This window comes from Pyxidicoccus sp. MSG2 (genome assembly GCF_026626705.1).
GTDB lineage: Bacteria > Myxococcota > Myxococcia > Myxococcales > Myxococcaceae > Myxococcus.
The window spans coordinates 10359565-10374358 of the sequence record NZ_JAPNKC010000001.1; the positions used below are offsets into that span (position 1 = coordinate 10359565).

Consider the following 14794-nt stretch of genomic DNA (forward strand, 5'->3'; position numbering starts at 1 on the left):
TCACCCCTCTCTGTTGAAGAAGTACTGGCTCACCTCGATGACGAACTCGAGCTGCTGGAGGATGTCCCCCTTGACGGGCCGCTGCTCGATCGGGTCGAAGACGTTCAGCCGGAAGTGGTCGGACTCGAACCCGACGAAGGTGACGATGCCCAGGTGCGGGAACTCGGGGTTGAGCTTCAGCATCGCCTTGACGATGTACTGGTACTTCTCCGACTCCAGCGAGTAGCCGTCGAAGGTGAAGCCCACCTGTCCCTCATCGAACCCGATGGAGAGCAGGTTGTTGTACGTGTTGCCGGGAGCGTTGCCCGGGTCCGCTGGGACGATTCCCGCCGCGACGATGTAGTACTCGGGCAGGTCCGGCGGCCGGCGCACGATGTCCGGGTCTCCGCCAGGGTCTCCCTGGGGGCCCTGCTGGCCCGGGGGCCCTTGAATGCCCTGCGGTCCTTGAATGCCCTGCGGCCCGGTCGCGCCGGCGGCCCCCGTCGCGCCGGCGGCCCCCGTCGCGCCGGTGGCCCCCGTCGCGCCAGCCGGGCCCGTGGCCCCCGTCGCGCCAGCCGGACCCGTGGCCCCCGTGGCCCCCATCTGGCCCGTCAAACCCTGCAGCCCCTGAGGCCCCGTCGGACCGGCTGGACCCGCTGGACCCGCCGGACCGGCAGGGCCCGCCGAGCCCGAGCCCCCGCCGAGCCCACCGCCCAGCAGCCACTCCTGGAGCATGCGCAGGTGGAGCAGGTAGGGCCGCTCCTCCTCGAGGATGCGGATGGCGCCCGCGGAGTCATCCACCTGCCAGTCGCCGGCCACGCCGGACTTCACCAGTGGGACTTCCACCTCGGCCAGCATCACGCAGTTGCCGTCGCCGGAGGCCTCGGGGGTGACGGGCGCGGAGCAGCCCTGCGCCTCGCCCAGCCAGTTGGGCCGCCACAGCGCGCGCAACTCCGTCACCCACAGCCGCATCGCGGCACGCAGGTACTGCTCCAGGTACTCCTGGTAGATGATGAGCGGCCCGGGCGGAGAGCCGTCGAGCATCACGTCCAGCGGGCTGTTCGGCGGCGATGGCGGCGACAGCGGCGAAGAGGGCAGGGCGCCCGTCACCGCCGCGTCGCGGATGGCCTGGAGGAAGTCCTCCAGGGACACGGAGGTGGACGGGTCGCTCCCGGGCTGGATGTGCTCGCGCAACCAGCGCACGAAGTCGCGGACGGCGTCCTCTTCCGGCTGGGAGGGGCGCGAAAGGCGCAGCTCCAGGCCGAAGTCGTCCGTGACGCGCGAGGGCGCCATGGAGTCGTCCTCGCTGCGGCACGGCTCGCCGGGGACGGGCACCATGTCCGTGAGGCACTCGCGGTAGCAGAGCACCACCCACAGCCGCAGCAGCTTCGTCACGGACACGTGGGTGTCCACGCCGCCCTTGTTGGCCTTCAGCCAGTCGTTGATGGACGCGCACTGCGCGGGCGTCACGCGCACCAGGTGCCCGCGCGGAGTGAGCGCCACCCCTGGGGACACGCGCACCTCCGGGCCGCGCGCGCCCAGGCCGGACGTCACCGCGAGGCCCCAGGCGGTGCCGTAGCCGAGGAGGTCTCTCGCCAGCCACCTGTCCCTCTCGGAGAGCCAGGCGAACTCCTGGTTGAAGTCGTCCACGCCCAGCACCATGCCCAGCACGTAGTTCACGTGCTTCGTGGGGTCGGCGGCCGCGCGCGGTACTGACGTGGAAGTGAAGGTGCTCATTGGATGTCGCTCCCGTGGGACTCACGGCGCCCGAGCGCGTCCCGCCCCAGGATTTGCCGGTCCTTGGCGTCCTGTGGGGGTCTCGGTGCCAGATGGCTTTCCGCCAGGTACTCGCGGCCGAGCTGCATGGCGGGCATCAGCTCGGGGGCACGGCTGCCCAGGTCAATCAGGGTGTCCACGCCCAGGCGGGCTTCGCCGACGCGGAACATGGCCCAGTAGAACTTCACGTCGAACACGGTGTGGGCCGGCTTCTCCACCGCCACCACACGCATCGCCTGCTCCAGCCTCGTGCGCTGCTCCTGCGCGGCGCTTCCCTGCGGCACCGGCAGCACCACCGTGAAGCGGTGCGCCGCGGCGCGCACCGGCAGCACCACCGTCTCGAAGTGATACCAGTCCGACTGCGCCGGACCGTCCGCCGGCAGCACCGTGGGCAGCGCGGCCTGCGTGAAGTCCGTCAGCGTCGTCACGTGCGCGGCATTGAGCGCGGTGATGTTCCGGTAGCGCCGCGCCAGGAAGTCGCGCCACACCGGCGCGTCCGCGGACGTGGCCGCCGGGATGAAGCCCAGCGCCTCCTGGGTGAAGGAACGCCAGACAGCGGAAACCGTCGCTCCCGCCGGCTCGGTGAGGGGGAAGTTCTCCGTCAGCGCCGTCACGCCCGCCGCCGTCAGGGCCGTCCGGTAGCGCTCCACCAATTGCGCGCGTCCCTGCGACGGCTCCCAGCGCTTGGACGTGGCGGTGGCCACGGTGTGGATGCCCTCGGTCTGGGTCGGCTCCGGCGGGACGAGGAACGGGGTGCGCGCGGAGCGGAAGCGCTCGACGATGCGGAAGCGCGAGCGGGTGGGGTCCTCCTCCTCGGTGAAGATGGAGTCGTCCGGGCACTCATCCAGGGCCACGCGCAGCGCCATGCGCAGCCCGCGCGGCGTGCCCCGCCACTGGAAGAAGTCCAGCGTGTGGCGCAGGAAGAGCCGCCGCCGGGGCTCGTCCCATGCCGGGTCCATGGCCACGCCGAACCAGGAGGACAGCCAGTCCAGCGCCTCGGGCGGAGCGCTGCGCGCGTCGAACAGCACCTGCGCCGCGGCGATGCGGTCCTCGATGGAGGTGAACAGCCCCTCCACGTTGGCGAGGAACCTGTCCAGGAAGCTCGAAGACTCGGCGTCCTGCCGGTACAGGCCGGGCAGGTACTGCGCCAGGTACGAGAAGCGCGGGTACCAGGCGCGCAGCGCGTGGATGCGCGGCGTGGTGGCGCCGCCGCCCACGAGCGTGAGCTCCACCTGTGCGTAGCGCCCCTTCGCCCGCTGGAAGAGCACCTCGAAGGTGCCGCGATGCGGGCCCTCGGCCTCGGTGACGAAGGGCTGCTCGGAGCCGCCGCCGCGCTTGTACGGCGTGGGCTCCTCCATGAAGGGCGTGGCTTCCAGGTCCGCGTGCTCGTTGGCCGCGCGGGTGCGGATGACGATGCGGGCGCCGGGAGGAATGGACGCGTCCAGCATCACCCGGTGCCACGCGCAGTCCGGCGAGCGGCCGTCGAGCACCGGCGTGCGCAGCGTGGCCTCGCGCACGTAGCGGGGCCGGCGCTGCGGCACCAGGGGCACGAAGGTGTCGGCGAAGTCGTAGAACGCGCCGCCGCCCGCGCCGATGAGCGCCTTGCCGCCGAACAGTCGCAGGGGCAGGTACTCCGGCTGGGGCACCGCGGAGAGCGTGCCGTCCTCGGCCACGTGCAAATCGAAGGCGAAGACCTGGTTGCCGTCGCGGCCCACCACGAGCACGCGGTGGGGCGTGGTCTCCGTGCCGGGCACCAGGGCCATGTCGTGCGCCACCAGCGCGTAGCTGAACGCGGGGCCGGAGCCCTGGAGGATGCCCTCCACCTCCAGCGGCAGTGGCGCACCCTCGGGCTGTCCGTCGCGGTACACGCCGAGGAAGCTGGCGGCCTCGCCCCGGTCCAGCACCAGCACGCGGCCGTCCGGCAGCACCTCCACGGAGATGGGGTCCTGGGCGGACAGCGGCAGCGACGCGTCCAGCGTCACCGGCTCCGGGAAGGTGACAGCGGGCACGCGCCGCTGCGGACCGCCCGTCGCGGGCTGGAAGGACTCCACGACCTCGGCGGACAGCACGGAGTCCCCGTCCAGGTGCACCACGCGCAACTCCGCGTCCAGGCGCCACAGGCGGCGGTTCTCCCGGTCCAGCACCACCGCGCCGCCGTCCGGTGTGGCCGCGATGTCCCACGGCGCGAAGGGCACGCCCGCGGGCCACACGTGCTTCACGGGCGGGCCGCCGGAGTGCAGGTCGAACACCAGCAGCCCGGGCGACGGCGCCAGCGTTCCCACGACGAGGTAGTGGTGCCCGGTGATGCCCAGCCCTCCGAGCGGCGCGGGCGCGGGAGTGGCCAGCGGCACCGCCGGGCCGAAGCCGCCGAACGCGGGCGCGGGCACCTGGGACGGGGCCACCGGCCAGAAGGTGCTGGTGGCCCGTGAGCCGCTGGACATCACCTTCACGGTGAGGCCGTCGCCGCCAATCCAGTAGAAGCTGCCGTAGCGATCTCTCGCGGCGCCGCGCCGGTCCTCCAGCTTCGGGGGCACGTCGCGCGGGGCGGCGAGGAAGCGGAACAGCTCCGCGCGCAGGGACACCTCCGCGCGGATGGCGTCCCAGGCCACGTCCGCGCCGGTGCCGGACGGGTCGGCCCATGCCTCGGACAGGGGCCGCCCCTCGGAGGAGCAGCGGCCCCAGTCGTCGCGGCCGAGCAGCAGGTGGAAGCGTGTCCCGTTGGCGTCCATCTACCGGCACTCCTCCGGGACGACGGGCACGGACACGAAGGGGCGCTGCGCTCCGGTGGCCACGGTGCCGGTGCCACGCAGTTCGTCCAGGGACGGCGGGTCCCCCACGGCCACGGAGATGCCGGCGAGCCGGGGCAGCTGCAAGCCCGTCAGCGGCACCTGGTCCTGCGCGGCGCCGGTGGCCAGACCCAGCCGCACGCCGCGCACCAGCGCCACGCCCGCCACGCGGCTGGCGACGGCGGCCAATTCCAGCGACACCACGGCCTTGCGCAGCGGCCAGCCGCGCTGGAGCACGGTGGCCTGCGGCGCGCCGGCCAGCGACACCGTGGGCTCCAGCAAGTCCGTGCCCTCGGGTGGCAGCGGCGAGAGGAAAGCGGTGAGCGCGGCCTTCACCGACTCGCGCACCGTGGCCTGCGACACGCCGGCCACCACCTCCAGGCCCACCGTCACCCAGACGGGCTTGTAGACGGCGCGGCGCACGAAGATTTCCGTCGTCACCAGCCGCCGGGGCGCCAGCCAGCAGGCGATGGCGTCCAGGAAGGCGTCCTGCCCTTGAGTCTCCGCCGGGTCCGGCTCGAAGCGCGGAATGGCCATCACCGTCACCGCTCCGGGCGCGTCCCCGGGCTCGTTGGGCGAGAGGGCGGGATGGAAGGCGGGCAGCACCTCCACGCGGCCCACGGCCACGCCGGGAGTGCGCAGGGTGAGGGCCTCGAAGTCCTGCGTCGTCACCAACCTGTCGCGGTGCTGGAGGAAGCGGGTGATGTGCCGCTCTCCCTCCGTCACGCCCTCCGCGTCCGCGCCGCCCCACGTGGGCAGCGGGTTCTCCACCTTGAGCCCCGGAGGCAGCGCCGGGCCGCTCGTCACCGTGCCCGGACCCACGTTGCCGGCGCGGCCCACGCCGTGGTCGTAGTCCACGCGCAGGGTGGCACCGGGAGGCGGCCGTGCGCCGTGCGCGCCGTCGCCGAAGCGCAGCTCGCCGGCCTCCGCGTCCAGGCGGAACACCTTCACCCGCGTGTTGGTGGACGCGGGCGTGCCGGGCGGCAGGCGCGGGTCGGCCACCGCCACCTCGGGCCCCGCGCTCATCAGGTCGTCAATCTCGTCCCAGGGGTCCGACTTGCCGTCGACGGTGACGGTCAGCTTCACCGTGCCCGGCAGCACCGGAGCGCGCGCCAGCTTCGCCACCTGGTCCGGTTCGCCGGTGCCCGCGGGCAGCAACTCGCTCGTCACGCGCTCGCGCTGCGTCACCGGCGCGGCGTTGATGCCCGCCCACAAGAGCTTCGTGGTGACGGGCGCGGACGAGGTGATGCGCAGCCACGTAATCACGCGCGCATCCAGCTCCTCGTCGTCCAGCGCGGGAGGGAAGTCGCGGGTGCCCGCCTCCAGCGGGTCCATGTTCGTCCACAGCTCCAGCTCGGCCACGGTGGAGGGCAGGGGTACGTCCACCACCACCGGCTCCGCGGGCACTTCGGCCGTGGCCAGGGTGCGCCAGCTCGCGTTGCGGTCGGCGGCGGTCTCCGGCAGCTTGCCCTCGGGCGGCAGCCGGGGGAGCTGGAACTGGAGCACCGCCGAGCCCTCCGGCCGCGCCTGTCCGTTGGGCACCAGGTTGCGCCCGCCCGTGTCGCCGGCCGGCGCAATGCCCACCGTCAGCACCTTGCCCTTCAACTCCTCACGGGCGCGCTTCAGTGCGTCCGGCAGCTTCCGGTCCGCGGGCCTGAGCAGCAGCGCCACCCACAACGCCCTGTCTAGCGCCTGGGTGTTGAGGTCCAGCGGCTCGGTGCCGCGCGGGGAGAAGGGCGTCGTCTCGTAGAACTGGAGATCGTTCGGTTGCGCGGGCGGCGGCTGGGTGGCGGTGAAGGAGGCGTAGAGCTCCTGGTAGTACTCCTTCACGCGCGCCTCGGGCGCCACGCTCCGCTTGTAGAAGAAGGCGGCCTCCACGGGCAGCACGTCCAGCCCGCGCTCGGTGCGGAAGGGCACGTTGCCGGCGCGCACCTCCACGCCATCCGTCAGCGTGAGGGCCTGCGGCGGGCCGCCGCGCGCGTTGCTGAAGGCCACCATGCCCTTCGCGGACGACGCCGGCTGCAGCGGCACGCCGAGGAGCTGGAGGAACTTGAGCCGGTTGCGATCCGGAATCTGGTTGGCGCGGTAGAGGAGGCTCTCCGTCAGGAAGGCGAAGAGCTCCAGCAGCGTGACGCCCGGGTCGGCCTTGTTGAAGTTGGTCCACTCGGGGTTGTGGACGGGGATGCGCGACAGCGCTTCATCCAGCAGTTGCTGGTACTTCCGGTCGTCGATGGTGGGCAGGGTGATTGGCACGGTGGTGTTACCCCGCGAGCGTGATGTTCAGGCTGAGCCGCTCGCGCGCCCCGGTGGCGACGAGCTTGTACGTAATGGTGGCGGTGGCGGCCCGGGCGTCCTGCGGGTCCGCGTCCACGCTCACCGACTCCACCGCGATGCGCGGCTCCCACTCCGCCAGCGAGCGGGAAATCTGCTCGGCAATCTGGTGCCGCGTCGTGACGGTGTTCGGCTCGAAGAGGTAGCGCGACAGCCCCGCGCCGAACTCCGGCAGGAGGATGCGCTCGCGCGGCTCCGTGGCCAGGATGACCTGGATGGCCTCGCGCACGTTGCGCTCACCTTCGGACCACTGCATGCGCCCGTCCGGGCCCACGCGTGGGGGGAAGCTGATGCCTCGGCCTATGAGCTTTCCGGCGTCCATGGACTCACCCCACCCTGGGCTTCGGGAGGCAGATCTTCAGGAAGGGCATCCACCAGAAGATGATGTTGAGCAGCGCGAGGAAGATCATCAGGACGATGAACGCGCAGAGCGTGATGATGGGAATGGAGAACATGCACAGCTCTCCCAGGTCGAAGCTCAACCCGTCGTCGAGCTCGCCCTTCATCGTCTTCTCCAGGCCGGCCACGCGGGACATCTGCTTGCGCAGTCCCTTGGACAGCGTGAAGCCGACGTTCTTCTTGAACCTGCGCAGCCCGCGGATGCTGGTGTCCACGGGCAGCTCGATGCGCACCGGGCGCGCGGGCGCGTCCGGGTCGAAGAACGGCGCCAGTGTGAAGGTCCGCGACGGCGCGCTCACCAGCGGCGGGCACAGCGCGCCGCACGCCGGCTTCAGGTACACGCAGCGCAGCACGTAGCGCGTGACGCCCGGCTCCTCCAGCTTGGACACCGGCTCCGGCTGGGAGGGCAGGGTGTACGTGCCCACCGCGGCCGCCGCCGTCACCGCGCCGCGCAGCGTCTCCGGCAGCACGCCGCCCCGGCGCAGGTTGTAGTCGAGCGTGTTGGTGCGCCCGTTGAGGACGGCCTCGCGCTGCTGCCACGCGCTGCGCAGCGCCTTCTGCCAGGTGTCGGCCGTGGCGCTCTCCAGCGCGTTACCGGTGAGCAGGTCATACAGCGCCTGGGTGGCGTCCGTCGGCCGGGGCCCGGGCGTCTGCTTGTTGAGCACGGTCCACAGCGCGGGGAGGCGCTCCTCCAGCAGGGTGGCGAAGTCCACCAGCAGGAAGCGCGTGGTCTCCTTCTGCACCTCCACCGCTTCGGTGGTGGTCTTCGTCCAGGCGCGGAGCTGCTCGTACGGGACGATGACCTGTCCCTCGGCCTCGTCCGCGATCATCTCCTTCGGGTTCAGGCCCGTGCTCGGGTCGCTGTCCTCGAAGGCGTTGGCGGACTCGAAGGTGTCGCGGCTGGAGGTCGGCACCAGCCCCACCAGCATCCGCCGGCGCTTGCCGTCCGCGGTGAAGTTCACCGGGAACAGGGGCAGCAGTTCCTCGCCCTTCGCCAGCGTGCCCACCTGCGCGGTGGTGAGCTCCTTCCAGATTCGACGCTTGCCCCTCGGGTCCGTGGCGTCGGGCACCCACGCGCCCTCCTTGCCACTGCCCAGTTCCTTGCGCAGCACGAAGGCGGCCTTCTCGCCCTTGGGCAGGTCCACCACGTGGTCCGGCATGCCGGGCAGGCGGCACACGAGGCTCGAGGCCACCAGGTAGAAGCGCCCATGCGCCGGCTGGTACAGCTTGGGCGTGCGCGTCGAGTCGACCGGGCCCTCGCCGGGGAAGCGCTCACCGAAGCTCTCGAACTTCGTCACCAGCAGGTCCGTCAGGTCCGGCTTGGGCGCCTGCTGGAGCCGCTCGGCCAGTTCCTCCATGAAGCGGTCCGAGTCGAACTGGAGGATGCCCGGCGCCTGGATGCGCGCCAGCTTGTCCGTGCCCGCCCACAGCGGCGACGCCGACACCCACTGCACGGCGTGGGGGAGCGTGGTGGCCATCATCACCATACGTTCCCCGCGCCCGGCGTATAGGAAGAGCTGACGACGCTGTTGGTGATGACCGTGTCCGCCTGCACCACGCCGCTGAACTTGGACATGCCCGCGTTGACGGTGAGCATGCCGGCGGAAATCTCCGCGGTGCTGGCGTTGATGGTCACCTTCGCGGAGGCCGTCACGGTGATGCCGCTGGACTCCAGCTTCACCGAGTTGCCGTTGCTGTCCGCCACCTCGATGGAGCCGGGCCCGTCCTTGAGCGTCACCTTCTGGCCGCCGGGCGTCTCCAGGCTGAGCGTCTCCTGGCCGTCCGTGTCGTCGAGCGTAATCACCACGCCGTTGCGCGAGCGCAGCACCTTCTTCGCGTTCTTCCCCGCGCCGTCCATGCTCTCCGGCGGCGCGTCCTTGCCGTTCCACAGCGCGCCCACCACGTAGGGCCGGCGCGGGTCTCCGGCCTCGAAGCCCACCAGCACCTCGTCCTCCACGTCGGGGACGAACCACGAGCCGCGGTTGTTGCCGCCCATCAGCGTGGCCAGTCGGGCCCAGGCCTCATAGTGTCCGCCGCCCGCCGCGTCCGCCGCCCACGGCAGCGCCACCTTCACCCGGCCCTGGCTGTCCGGGTCCTTGATGTCGGTGACGCGCGCCGGGTACAGCCCATAGAAGCGGCCGCCCAGACCTCCGGGCACGCGCTCGTCCGCGACCATCTCCCACGCCGAGCCGTCCATCATGACGCCCTCCCCAGGCCCGCCCGCTCCGCGACGAACTCCGTGCGCAGGCCGCGCTCGGCGTCGAACAGGTGCTTCACCTCGGCCAGGTGGTACTTGCCGCTGAACATCGGCCCCAGGCCGGTCAGCTCCACGCGGGCGCCCACGCGCAGCTTCGCGTCCGTCTGCGCCGTGCCCCGTCCCACCACGAAGCGCCGCGCCATCTGCCGGAACAGCCCTTCCGCCCGCGCCTGGGCCTCCTGGCTGCCCATTGGCACGGCGTGGACCACGGCCTCCTTGCGCTCGGCCAGCTTGGAGGACAACAGGCTCGCGCCGCTCTCGTCGTTGCCCAGCTCGGCACCGAGCACGGACGGGCCCGCCTCGTGCGTCACCGCGTCCTTGTCCTGCACGCTCCAGCCGCTCACCGTCACGGCGGAGCGCTGGTTGGCCAGGTCCGCGAGCACGGTGAAGGCCAGCAACTCATTGCCGCGCCCCAGCTTCGGCGCCTCGCCGCTGGAGCGCGCGCCGCGCTTCTTCGCCTTCAGCGTCCGCCCCTCCACCCACAACTCCACGTCCACCGCGCGGCAGCGCTCGCGCAGGAAGGCCAGGTCGCTCTGGTTGAGCTGCGCCAGCACCTTGTGCTTCGGCCCCTGGACGTCCACCTCCGGCGTCAGCCCGTGCTTGCTGGCAATCTGCTTCAGCACGTCCGCGTCGGTGACGTCCGCGTACGTGGCCGTCCGCCGCGTCATGCGCAGGTCCTGGAGCCGGTCCTCCGCCAGCACCGTCAACGTGGGCGGCGAGGCCTCCGGGAAGCCGGCCTCCAGCCCGGTGATGCGCCCCTCGAAGAGGATGTCCGAGGTGCCCAGCCGCACCTCGAAGGGCTTGCCGAAGTCCAGCTCCGTCCGGTCGAAGTAGAGGAAGCCGCTGTCCCCGTCCTTGGGGCCCCAGTTGCCGAAGGTGGCCTCGCACCGGTACAGCCCGTGGGCCGTCTCCGCGATGCACAGCTCCAGCAGGGCCAGTCCGAGCGAGGCCTTCTCCTCTCCGCCCACACGCAGGGTGGGGCGGGAGGACTTCAGCTTGCTGTCGGTGCTGTTTCCGTCGGCCATGGGAGGTTCCGGCTCAGTGCGCGCGCACGCGCTCCATCCGCTCGCGGTGACGCTTCAGGCTGCGCTCCAGGTCGTGGTTCTTCTGCACCTCGGAGCCGGTGGACGACTCGCCCCCCTTCGCGCCGCCCGACGACGCGGACGGTGGTGGCTCGCTGACGACTTCCATCTCGTTGATGACCACGGCCATGTGCCTGCCCCCGCTACCGCTTCACACCGATGTTGAGCCCCGCCTGCAGGTCCACGAGCTGGCCGGGCGCCAGCATTCGCGGGTTCTCGATTCCGTTCGCGGAGGCAATGGACTGCCAGCTGCCCCCCTTGCCCTGGCTCGCCGCCATGCCCTGCATCGTCGAGCCCGACGGCGCGGACGTCATCGGCGCGGTGCCCGCGGGCTTGCCGCTGGGCGTCGTCTTCGCGCCCGCGGGCTTCTTGTCCGGGTCCTCGAAGCGCAGCGTCCCAATCTTCTGCTGCGTCAGCGTGAAGGAGACGCTGGCGCGCAGCGGCACGCCGTCCTCGGAGAACAGCTCCAAGGACTCCTCCATCCCCTCCATGATTCCGTCGAAGCGGAAGGTGCCCCACTGGAAGCGCACCGCGGGCGGGATGTACTGCGTCTCCGACTTCTTCTTCGGGGTGATGAAGAACGTCACCTTCTCGGTGAGCTTGCGGACGTCGTCCACGCCCGCGGGCTCGCCCGGGCCTTCCGGCTGGCCCGTCACGTCGAACCAGAGCTGCACGGCCAGCTTGGTGGAGCCGGTGCCGACGAATTGTTGCGCCGCCGTACCTCGCTGGTCGCCACCGCCCTGCGGCTGCTGCACCTGGTTGGCGTACGTGACTTTCAGCGTCTCCGGATTGAACTGCACCTCCACCGACGTCTCCTTCTCGTCGATGGGGTCCTTGAACTTGTCATCGAGCTGGATGAGCTTCGCCTTCGCCAGCTTCGGAGCGTCGTCGGCCATGGCTAGGTGCCTCCCTCGGACACGGCCTTGCGGGTGAGCGACTCGTAGGCGATTTGAAGTTCTTCAATCGCGACCATGCCGTCCTTGGCGTTGAGCGGCGGGGCCTTGAGCTTCACGGGCAGGCAGCGCGTGAGGATGAAGCGCGCGCGCTCCTTCTGCGCGGGGCCGGGGGCGAACACCACCACCTCCGCGCTGGCGCGCAGCCGGGGGCGCGTGCGCATGGCCTCGAACCACTTCCACAGCTCGTCATTGGCCGTCATGCCGCGCTTGAGCGTGAGCTGGCCGAAGCTGAACGCGCCCGTGAGGCGAATCTGCCGGCCGTTGTTGCCACCCTCGCGGATGGTCTTCACGTCCATGGTCATCTCCAGGCCGTCGCACTCGGAGAAGGCCGCGCTGCACGCCTTGGGGCTGACGCCGGGGATGTCGATTTCCACCGCGAAGGCGAACGCGGTGAACGGGGCAATGACCGTCTCGTCTGTCGGGGTGGCCATGCGCTAGCGCGCCTCCGTGACGGTGCCGCGCTCGCCGCTCTGCACGAGCCGCACGTTGAGGAAGGTGAGGGGCTGCGACGGCGCCACCTTCAGGTCCACGAAGAAGCGGCCCTGCTCCACCTGGGTGGGCGTATTCAGCGCGTCGCCTGTCACCACCTGGAAGGCGCTCTCGGGTGTCTTCCCCGCGAAGGCGCCTCGCGTGAAGAGGCTTCCCAGCAGCGCCTCGAAGCCGCGCTGCACGCGGCGGCGGAAGCTGGCGTCGTTGGGCTCGAAGACATAGGTGGCGCCCAGCTGCAGCGCCGCCCGCCGCAGCAGCGACAAGAGCCGCCGTACGTGGATGGGCCGCAGGTCGGGGTCCGTGGCCAGCGTGTCCGCGCACAGCGTGAGGAAGGCGCGAGGCTCCTGTCGCACCACGTTCACCTGCGCCTCCTGGAGGTCCAGCCACCGCTCGCGGCTCAGGGCCGGATCCAACGCCACCACGCCCTCCCACCGCTCGTTGGCCGGAGCCACCCACACTCCGCGCTCCACTGCTCGCCGCGCCAGCACGCCGCACGCGGTGCCGTCCGGAGGCATGCGCCGCGTCACCCCGGGACGGCCTTCCTCGGAGACGAAGGTCCACGGGTGGTAGAGCGCGCCGTACGAGAGGGCGTTCTCCTCGGCGAAGCCGATGGGCGGCACGCCGTCCTCCTCCGCGCCCAGCGGGGACTGGAGGGTGGCCGCGTGCCCCATGGTCTCCTCTTCCCGGTAGTGCTCGGGCAGGGAGAGCACGGCCAGGAAGTCACCGCGGGCGCACGACATCCGCATCAGCGCGCGCTGCACGGCCAGCAGGGGTCCCACGTCGTACTGGGACACGGGCACCAGGTGCCACTTCGACTGGGGCGCCACGGTGACGGCCACGCCCGTCGCCCAGGGCCCGGTGATACCGCCACGCTCCGCGCGCACCCGGTAGTAGCGCGTGCCGGACGTGCGCCCGTACAGCGTGCGCGCGGACAGCGGCCCCCGGTACAGCTCCGCGGCGTCGCTGAAGTCGGGGAGGGTGGCCTCCACCAGCACGTAGACGACGTCCGCACCGGGCACCTCTGCCCAGTCCAGGGTGAAGGACTGCCCGGAGTCCGGCTCGTCTGGCTGCGCCACCAGCGGCTCGGGCGCGGGAGGGGGCTGGAAGGCGCAGTCCAGGAACGAGCCCCACGCCGGCTCCGGCAGCGGCTCGCCCGGCTCGGGCGGGGGCGCGTCAGGGCGGCCCGCGAGCACCCACGGCCGGTGCCCCGCGTCCGGTACGGAGATCAGCGAGGCATCCAGCCGGTCCAGCACCGCGTGGATGCCCTTGAGCGTCCGGGGCTGGCTGCTCTGGTAGCGGAGGAAGTCCGCCTGTGCGAGCAGCGCCTCCGTGCCCAGCGTCTTCACGTCCGCGTCCAGGAAGAGGTCCGCGCCGAACGTCGCCAGCCCGTCGCGCTCCAGCGAGTCCACGGCTGGGGGCGTGCACCCCACGTAGGCGGTGGGCTGGTCCGTCAGGCCCAGGGGAAGGGAGAAGGCCTCGCCCGTGGGGCCGGGGCCCGCCAGCGGGAAGCGCTCGGTGGGCACGCCCTGGCGCCAGTCCTGCGGCAGCCGCTCCTCGGGGAGGCGCGAGGGCAGCGTGTCGGCGTCCGCGTTCCGGGCCCGCTCCACGTCGGTGGGCAGCGCGGCCCAGTGGCGCGGGTGCGCGGGGCAGAAGCCGAGCCGCTCCAGTTGCGCGGGCTGCTCCTCGCCCCGTCGCGTCCACAGGCTCAGCGTCAGCCGCTCGCACCAGGCGGGCGCGGACGTCACATCCACCGGCACGGACGTCACCACCCGCGTCGCCACGCCGGACACCTGCACCCCGCCGCCCGCCACCTGTCCCAACTGCACGGAGTCCACCGGCAGCCAGTGCTCGCCGGTGGCGGCATCGACGATGCGCAGCACCGTGCCCGGAGGCGGCGCCTGCGCCGGGTCCAGGTCCAACGTCAGCGTGAGCACGCGCGGCGACACCGTGGGCCCCGGGTCCTCCATGGCGGTGACGTCCAGCGAGACCTCGTCGCCCTCGCCGCGCATCCACGACACGAAGGGCGTGGTGTCCACGGGGGCCACGTCCGTCTGCTGCCACACCGCGCGAGGCGCGCGCACCCGTGCCGTCACGCGCCGGGACACCGGCCCGGACCACGTCAGCGCCGTCTCCTGTGCCACGGGCTCCACCGACTCCACCGGCACCATCAGCGTGCAGCCGGTACCGTCGAAGCTCACCCGCAGCAAATCGCCCACGGCCACGCCGCCGGGCGCCGTCACCGTCAGCTCGGCGCCCGCGCCGGCCACGCTGTCCCAGTCCAGCAATTCCACCGGCTCGCGGTGGAGGGACGTCGCCACCGTCGCCGCGTCGGACCAGCTCCCCTCGGAGCGGGCGCGCGCGAGCGCCGGTGTTGCCGCGCCGCCTTCCGTGCACCGCAAGAGGCCCGGCACGGGGAAGGTGTTGGCGCGCGCCTGCGGTCCCGCCACGCGCACCACCCAGCAGCGCTGGCCGCCGTTGCGGAAGAAGGCCCGCACCGCGGACTCGAGCTGCGCGTACACGGGCTCGCCCCGCTCGGTGTCCCAGGCCAGCAGGGGCGCCGCGCCAAACACCGCCGCGAAGTCCGCCACGTCCTCCACCGCCACCGGCGCATGCAGCGGGCCGGAGGCCGCGAAGCCGACGAAGGCGGCCACGTCCATCCGAGGCAGCGCGTCCGCCACGGGCGGAGCCTGTATCTCGAAGCGGAGCCCGGGAAGGCGTCTGGCGGCGGGGCGGCTCACG

The 14794-nt window shown here is 72.0% G+C and carries 11 protein-coding genes; all 11 read right to left on the reverse strand.

Features of this window, described 5'->3' with window-relative positions:
- The 11 genes from OV427_RS40435 to OV427_RS40485 all read right to left on the reverse strand — a co-directional run bounded on the left by OV427_RS40435 (position 1) and on the right by OV427_RS40485 (position 14793).
- Complete coding sequence (locus tag OV427_RS40435) at positions 1-1716, reverse strand: hypothetical protein (RefSeq protein ID WP_267861566.1); 1716 nt, start codon at positions 1714-1716, stop codon at positions 1-3.
- Complete coding sequence (locus tag OV427_RS40440) at positions 1713-4484, reverse strand: phage tail protein (protein WP_267861567.1); 2772 nt, start codon at positions 4482-4484, stop codon at positions 1713-1715. Before OV427_RS40440 ends, OV427_RS40435 begins: the two co-directional genes overlap by 4 nt.
- Positions 4485-6794 carry a hypothetical protein gene (locus tag OV427_RS40445; RefSeq protein ID WP_267861568.1) on the reverse strand — a complete coding sequence of 770 codons (2310 nt, stop codon included), beginning with the start codon at positions 6792-6794 and terminating at the stop codon, positions 4485-4487. It lies immediately after the preceding gene.
- A gap of 7 nt (positions 6795-6801) precedes the next feature.
- Entirely contained in the window at positions 6802-7128 is a 327-nt protein-coding gene (locus OV427_RS40450) for a GPW/gp25 family protein (RefSeq protein ID WP_267861569.1), read from the reverse strand.
- A gap of 70 nt (positions 7129-7198) precedes the next feature.
- A complete protein-coding gene (locus OV427_RS40455) occupies positions 7199-8752 on the reverse strand; it encodes a hypothetical protein (protein WP_267861570.1) in 1554 nt (517 codons plus the stop codon).
- Positions 8752-9471: a phage baseplate assembly protein V gene (locus OV427_RS40460; protein WP_267861571.1), complete on the reverse strand. Its 720-nt coding sequence runs from the start codon at positions 9469-9471 to the stop codon at positions 8752-8754. The genes OV427_RS40455 and OV427_RS40460 overlap by 1 nt, the downstream gene beginning before the upstream one ends.
- Positions 9468-10553 carry a phage late control D family protein gene (locus tag OV427_RS40465; RefSeq protein WP_267861572.1) on the reverse strand — a complete coding sequence of 362 codons (1086 nt, stop codon included), beginning with the start codon at positions 10551-10553 and terminating at the stop codon, positions 9468-9470. Before OV427_RS40465 ends, OV427_RS40460 begins: the two co-directional genes overlap by 4 nt.
- Before the next feature lie 13 nt (positions 10554-10566).
- Positions 10567-10740 (reverse strand): hypothetical protein, encoded by a 174-nt coding sequence (locus OV427_RS40470; RefSeq protein WP_163998216.1) that lies wholly within the window; start codon positions 10738-10740, stop codon positions 10567-10569.
- A 13-nt stretch (positions 10741-10753) separates the two neighbouring features.
- Positions 10754-11506 carry a hypothetical protein gene (locus OV427_RS40475; protein WP_267861573.1) on the reverse strand — a complete coding sequence of 251 codons (753 nt, stop codon included), beginning with the start codon at positions 11504-11506 and terminating at the stop codon, positions 10754-10756.
- 2 nt (positions 11507-11508) lie between these two features.
- Positions 11509-11997 carry a phage tail protein gene (locus tag OV427_RS40480; protein WP_267861574.1) on the reverse strand — a complete coding sequence of 163 codons (489 nt, stop codon included), beginning with the start codon at positions 11995-11997 and terminating at the stop codon, positions 11509-11511.
- 3 nt (positions 11998-12000) lie between these two features.
- Positions 12001-14793: a phage tail sheath subtilisin-like domain-containing protein gene (locus OV427_RS40485; RefSeq protein WP_267861575.1), complete on the reverse strand. Its 2793-nt coding sequence runs from the start codon at positions 14791-14793 to the stop codon at positions 12001-12003.
- Between the last annotated feature and the right edge of the window lies 1 nt (position 14794).